Source organism: Sphingomonas sp. GW821-FHT02B09 (assembly GCF_059421875.1).
The window spans coordinates 216,584-233,805 of the sequence record NZ_JBWKVV010000003.1 but is presented as its reverse complement, the minus strand read 5'-3'; the positions used below and the strand labels follow the sequence as shown (position 1 = coordinate 233,805).

Sequence of the window (17,222 nt, the reverse complement as noted above, 5' to 3'; positions counted from 1 at the left end):
GTGTCGCGTTGCCGGCCGGTGCCGGTCGATCCACACACGCTGCATCTGTCATCTAGAAGTGGGTATCCCGTGGCAACTCTCCTGAAAGACGTGTCCTCGGCCGCTGCCGGCCTGCCGCAGCCCGAGCCTGACCTTACGTCGGCGGAGATCGTCCGGCGCGCCAGCGCGCTTCGCCCGCTCCTGCTGGCCGACCAGGCCAATGTCGAAGCCCGCGGGACCTATTCGGACGAGATGCATCAGCGATTCCGCGATGCCGGCCTGTACCGCATCCTCCAGCCCCGGATGTATGGCGGTTACGAATTCGACCTCACCGTGTTCGCCCGCGTGGTGATGGAGATCGCCCGCGGCTGCCCCAGCACCGGCTGGGGCTTTTGCCTCGCCTCGGCGCATGCGCTCAATGCCGCCGCGCTCTATTCGAAGGCGGGGCAGGACATTCTGTTCGGCGCCGACGGTCATTTCGCCGCATCGGCCCGCGGCGTGCCGAGCGGCACCGCGACCGAAACGCCCGAAGGCTGGGTCGTCAACGGCCAGTGGGATTATTGCTCCGGTTCGCCGCACAGCAGCCATGCGATGTTCGGCGTGCGGCTGATCCCGCTGGGCGGCGCGCCGGTCGGCCCGCCGATGTTCGGCACGGTGACCGTCCCGCGCGAACAATGGGCGATGCTCGACAATTGGCGCGGTTTCATCGGGTTGCGCGGCAGCGGGTCGAACAGCATCCGGGTCGAGGATGCGCTGGTCCCCGATGCGCTGGTCAGTCGCCAGAACTTCTTCTCGATCAACATCGATGGCGGCACCGTCGGTTACCACCTGCACGGCAACGCGATGTATTCCGGGCGCATGTTCGGCTTTTTCCAGACCGAGATCACCTCGATCCTGGTCGGCATCGGGTTCGCCGCGCTCGACGAGTTCGAGCTGATCCTGAAGAAGAAGGCCGAGGGGCCGGCGGGTCCTCCGGGCGCGCCGGGCAGCGGCGTGGACGACCTGCTGCGGCCCTATGGCCTCGCTGCCGGCCTGCTGGAGGCGGCGCGCAATGCGGTCATCTCGGGTGCGCAATCCTACCTCGATTATTGTGCGGCCGGCGTCGAGGACGCCGCCGCTTATGCGGAGATCGACGACATGCGGATCCAGGCCGGTTTGCAGCAGGCCGCACGCATGGCCGGGGAAGCGATCGATCTGTTGTACACCGCCGCCGGGACGAGCACCTCGGCGAAGGACGGCAACCGGTTGCAGCGCTACTTCCGCGACATATCGATGGCGCGGACCAATCCCGGCCTTGCCTACGAGCGGACCGCGGTGATGCTGGCCCGCCGGACGGTCGCGGAGCGGATCGCGCCGGACAGCGCGGCTCCCGGCGGCCCGCGTCCGGACGGTGCGCCGGTCGGCGCTCCCCCGCCCGGTGCCGCACCGGTCGCGCGTTGACCGCCGTCTGACCCCGCGAACGATCCTCCTCACCGTTCCGGGATCATGATGCACGCACGCTCGCCTTCCTTTTCCCCGTGGCGCGGCCCCTTCCTGAAGGTCTGGCTGTTGCGTGCATGTTCAACGCTGGGGGGGCAGGTGCTGGCGTTCGCGGTGACGCTGCGGCTGTACGAGGCGAGCGGCTCGGCGCTCGACCTCGGGCTGGTCGGACTGGTGCAGTTCCTGCCGGGTTTCGCGCTGGCCATTCCGGCGGGACAGCTCGTCGACCGGTTCGCCCCCGCGCGGGTCGCGATCGGCGTCCAGTCGGTGAACGCGCTCGCCGCCGCGATGCTGCTGGTGCCGGGATTGTCCAAGGACGGCCTGACGGCGCTGCTCTTCGCCGCGGCGCTGGCGACCGGGGCGACGCGGGCGTTCGACCATCCCGTCAACACCGCCCTGCTGCCCAGCGTCGTGCCCGATCGCCATGTCGCGCGCGCCGTCGCCTGGACGACGTCGATCGCCAAGATGGGGACGCTCGCCGGGCCGATCCTCGGCGGCATGCTCTATGCGCTGTCGCCGGCGGCCGATTACGCCGTCGCCTGCGGCCTGTTCCTGCTCGGAATCGTCGCGGCCGGGACCATCCCCGCCATCGTCCGCAGCGCGACTGCCCCGGCGCTCGATCTCCGGGCAGCCTTCGCCGGTTTCTCGATCATCCGCCGCGACCGGGTGCTGGGCGGGGCGATGCTGCTCGACATGGTTGCCGTGCTGCTCGGCGGTGCCACCGCGCTGCTGCCGGTGTTCGCCAAGGACGTACTGCACGTCGGTGCGGCGGAGCTCGGCATCCTGCGCGCGGCACCGGCGGTCGGTGCGGTGCTGACCGGATTGTGGCTCGCGCGCCATCCGGTCGAACGCCATGCCGGGCGCGTGCTGGTCGCGACGACGCTGCTGTTCGGGGCGCTGACCTGCGGCTTCGGGCTGACGCAGAGCCTCGTCCCGGCCTGCGCTTTGTTGTGCGGGATCGGCGCGGCAGACATGATCAGCATCCATATCCGCAGCGCGCTGGTGCAATTGCGCACGCCGCCCGAGCTGCGCGGCCGGGTGGGGGCGGTCAACGGCCTTTTCATCAGCAGCTCGAACCAGATCGGCGCGTTCGAATCGGGAGTGACCGCTTATTGGTTCGGGCTGGTGCCGGCGATCCTGCTCGGCGGTGGTGCGACGATCGCGGCCACCGCGGCGATCGCGCGCCTGTTCGCACCGCTGCGCCGGGTCGACCGGCTGGCGGACACGCCCGCTCCGCCGGCACGGCCCCGACAGCGGCAACCGGTATGACCCCTCTTGCATGAAGGCAGGCCTATGTTCTGGCGCGACCAGTCTCCGACGATACGGGCACATGACGGCCGGCACTCGCGCATCCAGTCGCGGTTCGTGCTGTTCGGGATGATCCTGTCGGCCAAACATTCGAACGACGGCATGGGCGCCGTGCCGCGCGACCGGCCCGCCGGGACGGATACGCCCGGCAGAGGGATCGAGTGACGTGAGCGACGATGCCATGGACGCGATCACCGCCCGCGCGCTGCGCAGCGTCGAGGACGCGGCATCGCCGCGCGCGCGGCAGGTCAGCACGGCGCTCATCCGCCATCTCCACGCCTTCGTGCGCGAGGTCGCGCCGACCGAGCAGGAATGGATGGCGGGGATCGCCTTCCTGACCCGGACGGGCCAGATGTGCAGCGACAGCCGACAGGAATATATCCTGCTGTCCGACGTGCTCGGCGTGTCGATGATCGTCGATGCGATCAACAACCACCTGCCGGCCGCGGCGACCGAGACGACGGTGTTCGGCCCATTCTACGTGCCGCCGCCCAGCTTTCCGTCGGGCGCCGACATGCGCGGCGACCTGGCGGGCGCGTCGCTGTTCATCTCGGGCGTCGTCCGTGCCGCCGACGGATCGCCGATCGCGGACGCGACGATCGACATCTGGCACGCCGATGCGGAAGGCTTCTACGACGTGCAGAAGCAGCACGACCGTCCGGGGCTCGCCGCACGCGGCCGGTTCCGGAGCACGGCGGATGGCGGGTTCAGCCTGTGGACGGTTCGGCCGACCGCCTATCCGATCCCCGACGACGGCCCGGTCGGCGACCTGCTGAAGCTGCAGGGGCGCCACCCCTACCGGCCCGAGCACGTCCATTTCATGGTCAGCGCGCCGGGCTATCGCAAGCTGGTGACGCATCTGTTCGCTGCCGGCGATCCCTATCTCGATTCGGACGTGGTGTTCGGCGTCAAGCCGTCGCTGATCCGGCCGATCGTCGTCCATCCCGCCGGGCCGGGACCGGACGGCGAGATGCGGACCGGGCCATGGCACGAACTGCGCGCCGACGTCGTGCTCGCACCCGAATGAACGGCCGCCCGCGGGGGGCGGGGACACGTGGCGGACATCGGCGGCGGGGAAATTGTGATCGCCCGGGAACAGGCGATAACCCGGGTCCAGACGATCGGCGGGCGATCTCGACATCGGTCCAGACGCGATTTCCGACGTACAGGAGAGCATGATGTCCGCCTCGACCGTAGCGATGATCGATCCTGCGAGTTTCCGGAAGGTCCTGGGCGCCTATCCGACCGGCGTGTGCGTGATCACCTCGGCGAAGGACGACACACGGTTCGGCCTCGCGGTCGGGTCGTTCACCTCGATCTCGCTCGATCCGCCGCTCGTCGGCTTCTTTCCCGGCAAGACGTCATCCAGCTGGCGCAGCATCGCCGACAGCGGACGCTTCTGCGTCAACGTGCTGGGCGCGGATCAGCTCGATATCTGCCGCCGCTTCGCGTCGAAGATGGAAAACAAGTTCGCCGACCTGTCGCACGGGTCGAGCCCGGCGGGGTTGCCGCTGATCGACGGCGCGCTCGCCTGGATCGACTGCCGGGTCGAATCGGTGTTCGAACTCGGCGACCATTATCTGGTCGTCGGCGCGGTCGACGACCTCAGTTGCGCGGATGCGGGCGATCCGCTGATCTTCCTGCGCGGCGGATATCACAACGTCCGGGCGATCGACGCGGTCGGCGCATGACATCGCCGGCCGAACCCCAGCGTCCCGACCGCCGCGGCGACGGCGCCATGCGGTCGGGCCGGCGCATCCCGGTCGCCACCCCCGACGAGATCATCGACGAAGCCCGCAACGGCCGCATGTTCATCCTGGTCGACGACGAGGATCGCGAGAATGAGGGCGATCTGATCATCCCGGCGCAGATGGCGACGCCCGAGAAGATCAATTTCATGGCGCGTCACGGTCGCGGGCTGATCTGCCTCGCCATCACCAAGGCGCGCGTCGATCATCTCGGTCTGGGCCTGATGACCCGGCAGAACGGCACCCGGCACGAGACGGCGTTCACCGTCTCGATCGAGGCGCGCGACGGCGTGACGACGGGCATCTCCGCCGCCGACCGGGCGCGTACGGTGGCGGTGGCGATCGATGCGGGTAAGGGCGCAGACGAGATCGTGACCCCCGGCCACGTCTTTCCGCTGGTCGCGCGCGACGGCGGCGTGCTGGTGCGCGCGGGGCATACCGAGGCGGCGGTCGACGTGTCGCGACTGGCCGGGCTCAACCCGTCGGGCGTGATCTGCGAGATCATGAACGAGGATGGCACGATGGCGCGGCTCGATCAGTTGCTGCCCTTCGCCGAGCGGCACGACCTCAAGATCGGCACGATCCGCGATATCATCGCCTATCGCCGGCGCTTCGACCGCGTCGTCGAACGCGTCGCGAGCAAGGCGTTCGATTCGGCCTATGGCGGCGATTGGCAGCTCCTGACCTATCGCAGCAAGGTCGACGGGTCGGAGACGCTGGTGCTGCAGAAAGGCGCGGTCGCGGCGGACGGCGAGACGTTGGTGCGGATGCATACCGCGTCGCTGCTGTCCGACCTGCTGGGCGAACAGGGCTCGCGGACCCGTGCCATCCCGCAGGCGATGGAGCAGATCGCGCGGGCCGGGGCGGGCGTCATCGTCCTGATCGTGCCGCGGACCGAGCGGGGCGTGCCGCTGCCCGCGACGCGCGAATCCGACCCCGATATCGACCCGCGATCCTATGGCGTCGGCGCGGAGATCCTCGCCGATCTCGGCGTGCACGATCTCGTGCTGCTCACCAGCTCGCCGTCGCCGCAACTCGTCGGGCTGGAGGCGTTCGGATTGCGGATCGTCCGGCAGCAACCGTTCGATTTCCCGAAATGACCGGCGCCGACGCGTTGGGCGTGGAGGACACGCACGGCATCCTGGCGCTGCCCGGCCAGACGCTCATCGCGTCGAGCGAGGGGCTCGGCTGGCGGACGCTGTTCGCCTCGCGGCAGATCGAGCAGCCCTATACCGGCTATTTCCGGGCCTGCGCGGATCATCTGATCGTCATGCATCTCAGCGGCCCGGTCCGGATCGAGCGCGACTTCAGCGGCGAGCAGGCCTGTGCGAAGGTGCAGCGCGGCGGCCTGTTCATCCTGCCTGCCGGGCGCGATTTCGGCGTTTCGCTGGACGGCACGCTCGAGACGATCCACATCTACGTGCGCGGCACGATGCTCGATGCGGCGGCGCGCGAACTGGGCGTCGATCCCGCCACGCTCGCGATCATGCCGGGGCTCGGCGTCCACGATCCGGTGATCGAGCAGATGGGGATCGTCTGTTGCACGATGCTGGCCGAGCGCCAGTCGGGCTTCTTCGCCGACGCGGTGGCGCGGATTCTCGCGGCGCGGATCGTCTCCGCGCATTCGAGCGCGATGCACGCGGCATCGGCGTCGGCCGCCGGGTTGAGCAGCGACCAGATCGATGCCGTCCGCGATCTCGTGCATCGGCATATCGAAGAGGCGATCACGGTCGATTCCCTGGCGCTGGCGGCGGGTCTCCCGCCGGGGCAGTTCGCGCGCCGGTTCAAGCACACGACGGGACGCTCGCCCTATCAGTTCGTCATGGACGCGCGACTGGATCTGGCGCGCGACCTGCTGTTGCGCGGCGCGGCCATCGCCGAGGTCGCGGTGCAGACCGGCTTTACGCATCAGGAGCATCTGACGCGGATGTTCGGCCGCCGCTTCGGGATGACGCCGGGCCGGTTCCGCTCGGCCGCCATGCACTGACACTGCCGGATCATGCAGAGGAAAACCCGTATCGTGCAGGACGGGCCTCGGCATCCCCCGGTATCGTCTGTTCGGATCAATCGCGCGCGACGCGAAGATGCAGGAGTTGGATATGGACGGTGTCGTAACCCAGTTCGGGAGCTTGCGCGACTATCGCAAGGGCGGGGTCGAGATCATCGACGACAACCCGAAGAACTACGTCTTTTCGAACGTGTTCGAGGTCGCCGACACCTCGGCGCCGTACGAGCGCGTCGCGGTCGGCAAGAATTTCGAATATGTGATCGAAACCGCCCGCGCCGAGGGCGTCTCCGGCTGGTTCGGCTGCGCCCATGACGAATTCGTGCTGTGCATGGACGGCGCGGTCGAGGTCCATTTCGTCAAGCTCGACGACCCGGACGCCGTGGTCGATCCGGAGGGCGAGGGCGCGGTGGCGCTCGGCGACGCGATCCCCGCAGGGCGAAAGATGGGGCGCGTCGTGCTCGGCCGCGGCCATATGGCGATGCTGCCGGTCGGCGCCGCCTATCGGTTCCAGGCGGACACGCCGTCCGTCATCCTGTTCCAGACCATCGAAGGTGCCGTCACCGTCCAGAAATGGGCGACGATCTGCCAGACCGAAGCCGCCTGAGCTTCAGAGGAGAATATCGAAATGGCCATGTCCGAAGCGCTGTTCGCAACCCAGCCGTCGACCGAAGGACTGCGCACCGATGTCGCCGTCCTGTCGACCAACAACCAGACCGGCTATCGCGCCTTCAAGGCGGGCAGCTTCGAATTCAGCCGCGACGAATATTTCGCGCGGCTGGCATGGCCGGGCGGGACGCACATCCTGCCGATCGACGTGTTCCTGCGCGCGATGATGCGCGACGTCGCCTGGGGCTTCTTCTACGGCGTGGTCAATTTCGACGGCGTGTTCGGGACCATCAACCATTATGGCGAAGTCACCGTGTTCGCGGGTCGTTTCAACGACGCCTATACCGCCGCGGGCCGCGATTACGAGGAACGCTTCGCCGCCGGCGTGCTGATGGGGGTGTTCAAGGATATCCTGTCGGACTGGACCAACAGCGGTTTCGATCCCTTCGCCGCGCCGATGGAAACCGGAACGCCATGGGGCATCAAGAACGGCGACAATGACGAGGCGATCACGCGCCAGCGCGTCACCGCGCGCCGCATGGTCGGACTGCCCGGCGATACGCCGGTGCGTTCCGATGCCAACGGCTTTCCGGTCAATCGCCAGTTCGCCGACGTCGCGCAGGATCAGCCGCTCGTCGAGGCCGAACCCGGCTTCGAGCATGAGGTGAGCGCCTACAATCTGTTCGGCTATCTCTCGCGCAGCGACGTGACGTGGAATCCCAGCGTCTGTTCGGTGGTGGGCGACAGCCTGTTCTGCCCGACGTCGGAGGAGTTCATCCTGCCGGTCGAACATGGCAACGACCGCTGCGAATGGTTCCTGCAACTGTCCGACGAGATCACCTGGGACGTGAAGGACAAGGATACCGGCAAGCCGCGGGCGCGCGTCCTCGCCCGTGCCGGCGACATCTGCTGCATGCCCGCCGACATCCGCCATCAGGGCTATTCGACCAAGCGGTCGATGCTGCTGGTGTGGGAGAACGGGTCGAGCAGGATTCCCCAGATGATCGCCAACGGTACGGCGCCCGTCGTCGCCGTCGATTTCTGAAGGTATTTGCGTGACGGGTCTACAGACGAAGCTGCTGATCGGCGGCAAATGGGTCGACGGCGTCGAGGGCGGGACGATCCGCGTCGACAATCCGTACGACGGCGCGCTGCTGGCCGAGGTCGCCGAAGCGACGGCGGCCGACGTCGATCTCGCCGTGGAGGCTGCCCGTGCCGCCTTCCCGGCGTGGAGCGCACTGGCCGCGCATGAGCGCGGCCGGCTGCTGCTGAAACTGGCCGACGCGATCGAGGCGGATGCCGCCAACCTCGCACGGCTCGAGGCGATGGACACCGGCCATCCGATCCGCGACTGCCTGTCGCTCGACGTGCCGCGCACGGTGCTGTGCTATCGCTACTTCGGCGGCATGGCGGACAAGCTGGAAGGATCGGTGATCCCGGTCGACGCTGGCTTCCTGAACTATGTCGAGCGCGAGGCGATCGGCGTGGTCGGCGCGATCGTACCGTGGAATTTCCCGCTGATGTTCACCAGCTGGAAAATGGGACCGGCGCTCGCCGCCGGGAATACGATCGTCATCAAGCCGTCCGAGATCACGCCGCTGTCGACGCTGCGCATCGGCGAGCTGATGCAGCAGGTCGGCATCCCCGACGGCGTGGTGAACATCGTCACCGGCTACGGCCACACCGCGGGGCAGCGGATCGCCGAGCATCCCGGCATCGGCAAGGTGGCGTTCACCGGATCGACCAATACCGGGCGGACGATCGTCCATGCCTCCGCCGGCAATCTGAAGAAGGTGCAACTGGAGCTGGGCGGCAAGGGGGCGAACATCGTCTTCGCCGACGCCAATATCCCCGCGGCGGTCGGCGGCGCGGCCTTCGCGATCTTCCACAATCAGGGGCAGGCCTGTATCGCCGGTTCGCGGCTCATCATCCACGAAGACGTGGTCGACGACTTTCTCGACCGGTTCGCGACGCTTGCCCGATCGATCCGACTGGGCGATCCGCTCGATCCGGAGACGGAGATGGGGCCGCTGACCTCCCGCCTGCATCAGCAGCGCGTCCTGTCCTATGTCGAGGTCGCGCGCGAACAGGGCGGCGAGATCGTCACCGGCGGTCGCCAACCCGACGGCGAGGACTATGCCAGGGGGTGTTTCGTCGAACCGACGATCGTGCGCGCCCGGCCCGGCGACCGCGTCGCGCAGGAGGAGGTGTTCGGCCCGTTCGTCACCGTGCTGACCTTCCGCACCGACGAGGAGGCGCTCGCGATCGCCAACGGCACCGAATATGGCCTCGGCGCCGGCCTGTGGACCAGCGACCTGACGCGGGCGCACCGTATCGCCAGGCGGCTGCATGCCGGCATGGTCTGGATCAATTGCTACAAGCGCGTCCACCCCGCTTCGCCGTTCGGCGGCATGGGCCAGTCGGGCTATGGCCGCGAAATGGGTTTCGAGGCGATGCGCGAATATACCGTGCCGAAATCGGTATGGGTCAATGTCGACGCCCAGATCCCGCCCTTCTACCGGCGATGAGCGTCCAGACCTTCCGCTATGAGGGCCTGCCCGGGCGCGTGCTGTTCGGGCGGGGGGTGACCGCGCAACTGGCCGACGTCATCGGTCAGGTCGGCGGTACGCGCGCGCTGCTGCTCTCCACCGCACAGCAGGCGGATCAGGCGCGGACGCTGGCCATGCACGCCGGCGCGCTGATCGTCGGGCATTTCGCCGAGGCGACGATGCATACGCCGGTGGAGGTGACCGCGCGCGCGCTGGCGATGCTGAACGACCTGGATGCCGATTGCGTCGTCGCGATCGGCGGCGGTTCGACGATCGGGCTCGGCAAGGCACTGGCGCTGCGTACCGACGTGCCGCAGGTCGCGGTCGCCACCACCTACGCGGGGTCGGAAATGACCCCGATCCTCGGCGAGACGGCGGGCGAGCGCAAGACGACGCAACGCACGCTCAACGTCTTGCCGGAGGCGGTGATCTACGACGTCGACCTGACGCTCGACCTCCCGGTCGCGATGACGGCGACCAGCGGGCTGAACGCGATCGCGCATGCGGTCGAGGGGCTGTACGCGCGCGACACCAATCCGGTGATCGGTCTGTTCGCGGAGGAGGCGGTCGGCGCCTTCGCCGCGGCGCTCCCCCGGTTGATCGGCACGCCGCGCGATCCGGAGGCACGAGCGCAGGCGTTGCGGGCGGCGTGGTTGTGCGGCATGGTCCTCGCGACGACGTCGATGTCGTTGCATCACAAATTGTGCCACACGCTGGGCGGCGCGTTCAACCTGCCGCATGCCGAGACGCACAGCGTGGTCCTGCCCCATGCGCTCGCCTATAACGCACCCGCCGCGCCCGGCGCGATGGCCGCGCTGCGCCGTGCGTTCGGTGGCGAGGATCCCGTGACGGCGCTGGTCGCGCTGGCGCGGCGGATCGGGGCACCGACCGCATTGCGCGATATCGGCATGCCGGCGGACGGGATCGACCACGCCGCCGACGAGGCGTTGCGCAATCCCTATTGGAACCCGCGGGCCGTCGAGCGCGACGGGGTGCGCGCGCTGATCGCGCGTGCCTATGCCGGCGACCCGCCGGCAGCCTGAGACGCAGCGATGGCCACCCCAACCGACGACAGCTGGCGGCTGCGGCCCAATGCGCCGGCATCGGGAAGCGTGCTGGGCGATGCGGCACTCGTCGCAGAGGGGCAGGCGCGACAGTTCGTGTTCGGTCGCGGGCGCAGCGCCTTCGGCATGTTCGTCGTGCGCCGCGACGGCCGCTATTTCGGCTATTTCAACCTCTGCCCGCATTATTCGCTGCCGCTGAACCACCAGGCCGACCGGTTCCTGAATGACGGACAGATCGAATGCGTCCAGCATTTCGCCCGGTTCGCGATCGAGGACGGCCGCTGCCTGTCCGGGGCGTGCGAGGGGGAGGGGCTGTGGCGCATTCCGGTGATCGTGACGCCGGACGGCCAGCTGGCGATCGCGTGATGGACCGGTTCCTGTTCCACGCGGTCGATCGCCCCGGCACCGCCGCCTTGCGGCAGCGGCTGCGCGAGGCGCATCGCGCGTCGATCCGGCGATCCGACCCCGAATGCCGCTGCATCCTCGGCGGGCCGTTGCTCGACGCGGCCGGCACGATGACCGGCTCCGCGCTGGTGTTCGCGGCGGTCGACGTCGCCGCGGTCCACGCCTTCATGGCGAGCGACCCTTATTTGCTGTATGGCCTGTTCGAACGGATCGACGTCCGGCCCTGGACGATCGGGCTCGGCGCGATCGCCTGACCGGTCAGACCCGCTCGACCGCGAGCGCGACACCCATGCCGACGCCGACGCACATCGCGGCCAGTCCCAGCCGGCCGCCGCGTTTCTCCAATTGGTGTACCAGCGTGAGCGCGAGCCGCGCACCGCTCATGCCGAGCGGGTGGCCGAGCGCGATCGCGCCGCCGTTCGGATTGACGTGGGCGGCATCGTCGGCGACGCCGAAATGGCGGAGCACGGCGAGCGCCTGGCTGGCGAACGCCTCGTTGAGTTCGATCGCGTCGAATGCGTCGATGCCGAGGTTCAGCCGCGCGAGCAGCTTCTCGATCGCCGGCACTGGCCCCATGCCCATCACCCGTGGTTCGACCCCGGCCGCGGCGAAACCGAGAATGCGCGCACGCGGCGTCAGGCCCTCGCGCGCGATCGCCGCGTCGTCCGCGATCAGCAGCGCCGCCGCACCGTCGTTGATTCCCGAGGCATTGCCCGCGGTCACCGTGCCGCCCGCGAACAGCGGCCGCAGCGCCGCCAGCGCTTCGATCGTCGTGTCGGCGCGCGGATGTTCGTCGACGCGCGCCTCCGCCGGCGGCGCGCCGCGCCGTTGCGGCAGCGGTACCGCGACGATCTCCTCGGCGAAGAAGCCCGCCTGATGCGCCGCCGCCGCGCGCTGCTGGCTGCGCAGCGCGAACGTATCCTGATCGGCGCGGCTGATCCGGTGGTCCTCCGCGACATTCTCGCCGGTGCGCGGCATCGTCTCGGTGCCGTACAGCGCCTCAAGCAGCGGATTGACGAAGCGCCAGCCCATCGTCGTGTCCTCCAGCGTCTGGCCGCGCCCGAACGCCCCGTCCGCCTTGCCGACCACGAACGGCGCACGCGTCATGCTTTCGACCCCGCCGGCGATCGCGAGGCCGATCTCGCCGGCGCGGATCGCGCGCGCCGCGCTGCCGACGGCGTCGAGACCCGAGGCGCACAGCCGGTTGAGCGTGACCCCCGGCACCGTATGCGGCAGACCGGCGAGCAACAGGCTCATCCGCGCGACGTTGCGATTGTCCTCGCCGGCCTGGTTGGCGCAGCCGAGATAGACCTCGTCGATCCGCGCCGGATCGAGCGACGGCCGGCGGGCGAGCAACGCGCGGATCGGCACGGCGCCGAGATCGTCGGCACGGACCTTCGCCAGCGCGCCGCCGTAACGCCCGATCGGCGTCCGCACCGCGTCGCAGATATAGGCGTGGGTCATGCTGATCTCCCGGCGGTATCGTCCGCAAAGGTGAGGGGGACGCCGCACAGGCGGCGCAATTCGTCCGCGTCGAGACCGTCGACGACCCGGCGAACGCGCGCGCCGTCGGGACCGAGGTCGAAGATCGCCAGATCGGTATACAGGCGCGAGACGCAGCCGATCCCGGTCAGCGGATAGCTGCAGCGATCGACCAGCTTGCTGCTTCCCTGTTTGGTGAGCAGATCCATCATCACGAACGTACGCTTGGCACCGATCGCCAGATCCATCGCGCCACCGACCGCCGGGATCGCATCGGGCTCGCCCGTATGCCAGTTGGCGAGATCGCCCGTCACCGACACCTGGAAGGCGCCGAGCACGCAGAAATCGAGGTGGCCGCCGCGCATCATCGCGAAGCTGTCGGCGTGATGGAAGAAACTGCCGCCGGTCAGCAGCGTGACCGGCTGCTTGCCCGCATTGATAAGTTCGGGATCCTCGTCGCCCGCCGCCGGCGCCGGCCCCATGCCGAGCACGCCATTCTCGCTGTGCAGCAACACGTCGCGATCCGCGCCGAGGTGATTGGCGACCCTGGTCGGCACCCCGATGCCGAGATTGACATAGGCGCCATCGGGAATGTCTTCGGCGACCAGTCGCGCCATGTCGTCGCGGCTCCAGCGGTTCATACGATGGCTCCTTTCTGCGCGGACGGCACTTCGACGACATATTGCACGAAGATCCCGGGCGTGACGATCGCTTCCGGATCGAGCGTTCCGAGCGGGACGAGTTCGGCCACCTGCGCGATCGTGCAGGTCGCCGCCATCGCCATGATCGGCCCGAAATTGCGCGCGGTCTTGCGATAGACCAGATTGCCCCACGGATCGCCGCGATGCGCCTTGATGAGCGCGAAATCGGCGCGCAACGGATATTCGAGGATATAGTCGCGTCCGTCGATCGTCCGCGTCTCCTTGCCTTCGGCGAGCAGCGTTCCGTAGCCGGTCGGCGTATAGAATGCGCCGATGCCCGTGCCCGCCGCATGGATCCGGGCGGCGAGATTGCCCTGGGGTATCAGCTCCAGCGCGATGCGCCCGGCGCGATAGGCGGCGTCGAAATGATGCGAGTCGGATTGTCGCGGGAAGGAGCAGATGATCTTGCGGACCCGCCCCGCGGCAATGAGCGCGGCCACACCCGTATCGCCATTGCCCGCGTTGTTGTTGATGATCGTGAGATCGCGAGCGCCCGTGTCGATCAGACCATCGATGAGTTCGTTCGGGATGCCGGCAGTGCCGAAGCCGCCGATCATGATCGTCGCGTTATCCTCGATCGTGGAAAGCGCATGCCCGATTGATGCGGACGATTTATCAAGCATGATCTGGCCTTGTCGAAATGTCGAACTGTGTTTCAAAAGAATTGGTACGGAGATGACATTGCGTGGATTGCAATCCGGAACTAGGGTCGCCCTTGTCTAAGGTGACAGGTTCCTTTCCATAATTGAAGTGTCCGGCAAGTCGCTATGCCGATCGGTCCGCCTGACGTATCTCCTGCCTGATCGATCGGCCCACGCGGGTCCCGCTTCTTCGGACGGTGCGAAGAAGCGGGATGCCGGCACGACGGGAAGTGCGACTGCAACACCCCGATCGAGCCCTGCCTGGTGGGGGCGTTCGATCCACCCTAGAACTTCAGCGTCGTGCTCACGAAGAAGGCACGTCCATAAGGGTCGTAGGTCGACGGATAGGTGTTGGCCTGTTCCTGATTGTCGCCGAGGATCGGCGGCTGCTTGTCGAACAGATTGTTGACGCCGACCGACCAGGTGAAGCCGGGCTTGACCTCGAAGGCGGTGGTCAGATCGAAGTAATTGTACGCCTTGATGTGGTTGACCGAATATTCGCCTGAATCGTCGTCGACCGGCGAAAGGTAGCGATAGAGCAGCGACACCGTCACCGGCCCGCTTGCCCAGGTCGTGCGGCCCGACAGGCGCCATTTGGCATAAGGGTTGCCACAGGTGACGCCGAACTTGCCCGCGCAGTCGATCGTCAGGTCGGCGATCGCCGCGAGCGGATTGTAATCGAACGCGATCAGGCGCGTGCCGCTGAACCGCAGGTCGAGCCGGCTGGTCTGCTCGCCGAACAGCCCGAAACCCAGCTGCGTGCGATAGCGCGCCTCGAAATCGACGCCGCGCGTGCTCACCCCGCCGGTGTTCGACAGCGTGTTGACCGCATCGGTGATCGCATAGCTGTTGGCGTCGCGCGGCAGGGCGGCGCAATAGCCGGTGTCGTACGGCGTATAGCCGTTGCCGGCATCGCCGTAGCAGGCGCGGATGAGGTTCGAGGTGCCGGCTGAGGCGATGTAATTGGCGATCTTGATCTTGTAATAATCGACGGTGAGCGAGAAATTGCGCAGGACGCGCGGCTGCAGGACGATGCCGGCGGTATAGGTGTCCGACGTTTCCTCGCGCAGATTGGGATTGCCGCCGGTGATGCTCTGGATCTGCGTGCTGCCGCCGTCATAGGCGGTGCCGAGCAGTGCCGCCGGGACCCCGGACGAGAGGCAGCTTGCGCGCAGATTGGCGTTGCTCACCGCCGTCGCCGTCGTGCAGAGGTCGGTCGCGGTCGGGAAATCCTGTGCGGAACCGCTGAACAGGTTGCTGACCGTCGGCGCCCGCACCGCACGCGCATATTGGCCGCGCAGCGAAAGGTCCTGGACGATCCCCCAGACGACGCCGCCCGAATAGGTGTTCACCGACTTGGCCGCGGTCGAATAATAGGAATAGCGATAAGCGCCGTTGACCTCGAGCCGCTTGACGAACGGCTTGTCGGCGAGCAGCGGCACCGCGATCTCGGTATAGGCTTCCTTGACGTCATAGCCGCCGCTCAGCCCCTCGCCGGCGTTGAAGCCGACGACGTCGCCCGACGACAGCGAGAAATCGGGACTGTAGCTGCCCTTCTCCTTGCGATATTCGGTGCCGAAGACGATCCCCGCCGGCCCCGCGCCGAGGTCGAACAGATGGTTGTTGGTGATCGACGCGCTGGCGACCTGTTCGGTGATCGTGCTGCCGTTCTGCACCGGAATGCTGATGAACGATGCCGCATCCGCGCCGATATTGCCCTCGCCGAAGATGTTGAGCGGGACGCAGCCGTTGCTGGTGTTGGCGCAGACCAGATTGCCGCCGGCGTCATAGGTGGTGCGCAGCGCCTGAAGCACGCGGCTGCGCGAGACATTGCCGGTCTGCGTCTCGGTCGAGCGGGTGCGGGCGTAACTGTAATAGGCGTCGTAGGCCCAGCCGCGGCCGATGTCGCCATTGGCGCCGATCACCGTGCGATAGGCGGTGTTGTCGTTGCTGGACACGCGATTGCCGACCTCGCTGAGGCGGCGGTAGATGGTCGAGGTGACATAGCCGTCGCCGTCGGTATCGAGTCCGCGCAGCAGCGCCTGCGAACCGGCGGACAGGAACGAGGAATCGACGTCGAGCGCGACCGAGCCGGTGAACGGCGTCGGCGCGAGCTGGTTCTTGACGCGATTGTTGATGAACTGGCCCTCGGCATAGACGTTGAGCGCCGGGCTCACCTCGTAATGCGTCTGCGCGCTGATCAGCAGGCGCTTCTGCGGCACCTGCAGGTAATTGTAGGGGGCATAGTTATAGGCGTCGGTCGCAGAGTTATAGGCGCTGTAGCTGCCGTCGGCGGCGAACTTGCGGTTGACCCCGCCGATCGCGAAGCGTGTGCCGGGGATCGAGCCGGAGCCGCCGGCGATCAGGCCGCCCGATCCATCGTCGACCAGCGCCTGCCGCGCATAGCTGCGATCCGCCTGCAGGATGCCGTCGCGCTTGGTGTAATCGACGTAGAAGGTCGCATTGCCGCGGCCGTCGGCAAAATTGCCGCCGAGCAGCAGATTGGAATTGAACGTACCGCCGTCGCCCGCGCCGTTGATGCGATAACTGGCGTTCGCCTGCGCGCCGCTGAAATCCTTCTTCGTCACGAAATTGACGACGCCCGCGATCGCATCCGAGCCGTAGACGGCGGAGCGGCCGCCGGTGACGATGTCGACGCGTTCGATCAGGCCCGCGGGGATCGTGTTCAGATCGACGATCTGGCTGGAATCGTACGAAACATAGCGCCGGCCATTGACCAGCACGAGCGTGCGCGTCGCGCCGAGGCCGCGCAGATCGGTGGTGGCGACGCCGCCGCCGGGATTGTTCGACGCGCTGGTGACGCTGGGGACGAGCTGTGGCAGGTCCTTGATGATATTCTCGACGTTGACCTGCCCGGACAGCGCGATCTCGCGTGCGCTGACCACCGCGATCGGCGAGGCCTGTTCGAGCTGCTGCCCACCGAGGCGCGATCCGGTGACGACGATTTCCTGTCCCTCGCCATTCTCCTCGGCGCTGTCCTGCGCGGCGGCGGTCGCGGCGGGATCGGTTTGCGCCCAGGCGGGCTGGGCGACGCCCAGCAACAAGGTGGACGCCAGCAGGCGTTTGCGAACGACCAGACGCATGTCTTCACTCCCAGAAATTCAACTGATTTTTCGGCGATCGAATGTTGCGGAGTCAGTCCGCAGGCCTTGGGTGGCGGCCAAACGCCATCATGACAATGTCGTAATCTGGAAGAGGCGCAGCATTTCTTGGATGAGTTGTCGGACAGCC

17 protein-coding genes are annotated in these 17,222 nt (G+C 67.6%); 13 read left to right on the top strand and 4 right to left on the bottom strand.

Translation table 11 applies throughout. The features are described 5' to 3' along the window. Positions 1 to 69: 69 nt before the first annotated feature. The 13 genes from AC07U4_RS15490 to AC07U4_RS15430 all read left to right on the top strand — a co-directional run bounded on the left by AC07U4_RS15490 (position 70) and on the right by AC07U4_RS15430 (position 11,400). Positions 70 to 1,419, top strand: a complete 1,350-nt coding sequence (locus AC07U4_RS15490; RefSeq protein ID WP_495196023.1) for an acyl-CoA dehydrogenase family protein — start codon at positions 70 to 72, stop codon at positions 1,417 to 1,419. A 45-nt stretch (positions 1,420 to 1,464) separates the two neighbouring features. Further along, positions 1,465 to 2,727 carry an MFS transporter gene (locus AC07U4_RS15485; RefSeq protein ID WP_081974485.1) on the top strand — a complete coding sequence of 421 codons (1,263 nt, stop codon included), beginning with the start codon at positions 1,465 to 1,467 and terminating at the stop codon, positions 2,725 to 2,727. 24 nt (positions 2,728 to 2,751) lie between these two features. Next, on the top strand, positions 2,752 to 2,931 hold the full coding sequence (locus AC07U4_RS15480; protein ID WP_495196022.1) for a hypothetical protein: 180 nt from the start codon (positions 2,752 to 2,754) through the stop codon (positions 2,929 to 2,931). A 1-nt stretch (position 2,932) separates the two neighbouring features. Next, positions 2,933 to 3,793 (top strand): intradiol ring-cleavage dioxygenase, encoded by an 861-nt coding sequence (locus AC07U4_RS15475; RefSeq protein ID WP_495196021.1) that lies wholly within the window; start codon positions 2,933 to 2,935, stop codon positions 3,791 to 3,793. 151 nt (positions 3,794 to 3,944) lie between these two features. Beyond that, entirely contained in the window at positions 3,945 to 4,457 is a 513-nt protein-coding gene (locus tag AC07U4_RS15470; protein WP_342666996.1) for a flavin reductase family protein, read from the top strand. A gap of 47 nt (positions 4,458 to 4,504) precedes the next feature. Further along, a complete protein-coding gene (gene ribB / locus AC07U4_RS15465) occupies positions 4,505 to 5,614 on the top strand; it encodes a 3,4-dihydroxy-2-butanone-4-phosphate synthase (RefSeq protein ID WP_038667755.1) in 1,110 nt (369 codons plus the stop codon). After that, complete coding sequence (locus tag AC07U4_RS15460) at positions 5,611 to 6,501, top strand: helix-turn-helix domain-containing protein (protein ID WP_495196020.1); 891 nt, start codon at positions 5,611 to 5,613, stop codon at positions 6,499 to 6,501. The genes ribB and AC07U4_RS15460 overlap by 4 nt, the downstream gene beginning before the upstream one ends. Positions 6,502 to 6,613: 112 nt before the next feature. Beyond that, on the top strand, positions 6,614 to 7,126 hold the full coding sequence (locus AC07U4_RS15455) for a cupin domain-containing protein (RefSeq protein WP_137897983.1): 513 nt from the start codon (positions 6,614 to 6,616) through the stop codon (positions 7,124 to 7,126). 21 nt (positions 7,127 to 7,147) lie between these two features. Then, the gene (locus AC07U4_RS15450) at positions 7,148 to 8,173 is read left to right on the top strand and encodes a hydroxyquinol 1,2-dioxygenase (RefSeq protein ID WP_495196019.1); all 1,026 of its coding nucleotides are present in this window, start codon (positions 7,148 to 7,150) and stop codon (positions 8,171 to 8,173) included. Between the two features lie 10 nt (positions 8,174 to 8,183). Then, positions 8,184 to 9,656 carry an aldehyde dehydrogenase family protein gene (locus tag AC07U4_RS15445; RefSeq protein ID WP_495196018.1) on the top strand — a complete coding sequence of 491 codons (1,473 nt, stop codon included), beginning with the start codon at positions 8,184 to 8,186 and terminating at the stop codon, positions 9,654 to 9,656. Beyond that, the gene (locus tag AC07U4_RS15440; RefSeq protein WP_495196017.1) at positions 9,653 to 10,720 is read left to right on the top strand and encodes a maleylacetate reductase; all 1,068 of its coding nucleotides are present in this window, start codon (positions 9,653 to 9,655) and stop codon (positions 10,718 to 10,720) included. Before AC07U4_RS15445 ends, AC07U4_RS15440 begins: the two co-directional genes overlap by 4 nt. A gap of 9 nt (positions 10,721 to 10,729) precedes the next feature. Continuing rightward, a complete protein-coding gene (locus AC07U4_RS15435) occupies positions 10,730 to 11,107 on the top strand; it encodes a Rieske (2Fe-2S) protein (protein ID WP_495196016.1) in 378 nt (125 codons plus the stop codon). Continuing rightward, positions 11,107 to 11,400 (top strand): YciI family protein, encoded by a 294-nt coding sequence (locus AC07U4_RS15430; protein ID WP_495196015.1) that lies wholly within the window; start codon positions 11,107 to 11,109, stop codon positions 11,398 to 11,400. Before AC07U4_RS15435 ends, AC07U4_RS15430 begins: the two co-directional genes overlap by 1 nt. Positions 11,401 to 11,404: 4 nt before the next feature. On the opposite strand, the gene pcaF is transcribed toward AC07U4_RS15430, so the two are convergent. The 4 genes from pcaF to AC07U4_RS15410 all read right to left on the bottom strand — a co-directional run bounded on the left by pcaF (position 11,405) and on the right by AC07U4_RS15410 (position 17,074). Continuing rightward, positions 11,405 to 12,610 carry a 3-oxoadipyl-CoA thiolase gene (gene pcaF / locus AC07U4_RS15425; RefSeq protein ID WP_495196014.1) on the bottom strand — a complete coding sequence of 402 codons (1,206 nt, stop codon included), beginning with the start codon at positions 12,608 to 12,610 and terminating at the stop codon, positions 11,405 to 11,407. Continuing rightward, positions 12,607 to 13,269, bottom strand: coding sequence for a 3-oxoacid CoA-transferase subunit B (locus tag AC07U4_RS15420; protein ID WP_495196013.1), 663 nt, complete (start codon positions 13,267 to 13,269; stop codon positions 12,607 to 12,609). The genes pcaF and AC07U4_RS15420 overlap by 4 nt, the downstream gene beginning before the upstream one ends. Beyond that, positions 13,266 to 13,952 carry a 3-oxoacid CoA-transferase subunit A gene (locus AC07U4_RS15415; protein ID WP_495196012.1) on the bottom strand — a complete coding sequence of 229 codons (687 nt, stop codon included), beginning with the start codon at positions 13,950 to 13,952 and terminating at the stop codon, positions 13,266 to 13,268. The genes AC07U4_RS15420 and AC07U4_RS15415 overlap by 4 nt, the downstream gene beginning before the upstream one ends. A 302-nt stretch (positions 13,953 to 14,254) precedes the next feature. Beyond that, positions 14,255 to 17,074, bottom strand: coding sequence for a TonB-dependent receptor (locus tag AC07U4_RS15410; protein ID WP_495196011.1), 2,820 nt, complete (start codon positions 17,072 to 17,074; stop codon positions 14,255 to 14,257). Positions 17,075 to 17,222: the final 148 nt, after the last annotated feature.

Bases quoted from the DNA above. Each gene is read 5' to 3' on its own strand.
- AC07U4_RS15485 (WP_081974485.1), top strand. From the start codon at position 1,465: ATGATGCACGCACGCTCGCCTTCCTTTTCCCCGTGGCGCGGCCCCTTC.
- AC07U4_RS15480 (WP_495196022.1), top strand. From the start codon at position 2,752: ATGTTCTGGCGCGACCAGTCTCCGACGATACGGGCACATGACGGCCGG.
- AC07U4_RS15470 (WP_342666996.1), top strand. From the start codon at position 3,945: ATGTCCGCCTCGACCGTAGCGATGATCGATCCTGCGAGTTTCCGGAAG.
- ribB (WP_038667755.1), top strand. From the start codon at position 4,505: ATGCGGTCGGGCCGGCGCATCCCGGTCGCCACCCCCGACGAGATCATC.
- AC07U4_RS15460 (WP_495196020.1), top strand. From the start codon at position 5,611: ATGACCGGCGCCGACGCGTTGGGCGTGGAGGACACGCACGGCATCCTG.
- AC07U4_RS15455 (WP_137897983.1), top strand. From the start codon at position 6,614: ATGGACGGTGTCGTAACCCAGTTCGGGAGCTTGCGCGACTATCGCAAG.
- AC07U4_RS15450 (WP_495196019.1), top strand. From the start codon at position 7,148: ATGGCCATGTCCGAAGCGCTGTTCGCAACCCAGCCGTCGACCGAAGGA.
- AC07U4_RS15440 (WP_495196017.1), top strand. From the start codon at position 9,653: ATGAGCGTCCAGACCTTCCGCTATGAGGGCCTGCCCGGGCGCGTGCTG.
- AC07U4_RS15435 (WP_495196016.1), top strand. From the start codon at position 10,730: ATGGCCACCCCAACCGACGACAGCTGGCGGCTGCGGCCCAATGCGCCG.
- AC07U4_RS15430 (WP_495196015.1), top strand. From the start codon at position 11,107: ATGGACCGGTTCCTGTTCCACGCGGTCGATCGCCCCGGCACCGCCGCC.
- pcaF (WP_495196014.1), bottom strand. From the start codon at position 12,610: ATGACCCACGCCTATATCTGCGACGCGGTGCGGACGCCGATCGGGCGT.
- AC07U4_RS15420 (WP_495196013.1), bottom strand. From the start codon at position 13,269: ATGAACCGCTGGAGCCGCGACGACATGGCGCGACTGGTCGCCGAAGAC.
- AC07U4_RS15415 (WP_495196012.1), bottom strand. From the start codon at position 13,952: ATGCTTGATAAATCGTCCGCATCAATCGGGCATGCGCTTTCCACGATC.
- AC07U4_RS15410 (WP_495196011.1), bottom strand. From the start codon at position 17,074: ATGCGTCTGGTCGTTCGCAAACGCCTGCTGGCGTCCACCTTGTTGCTG.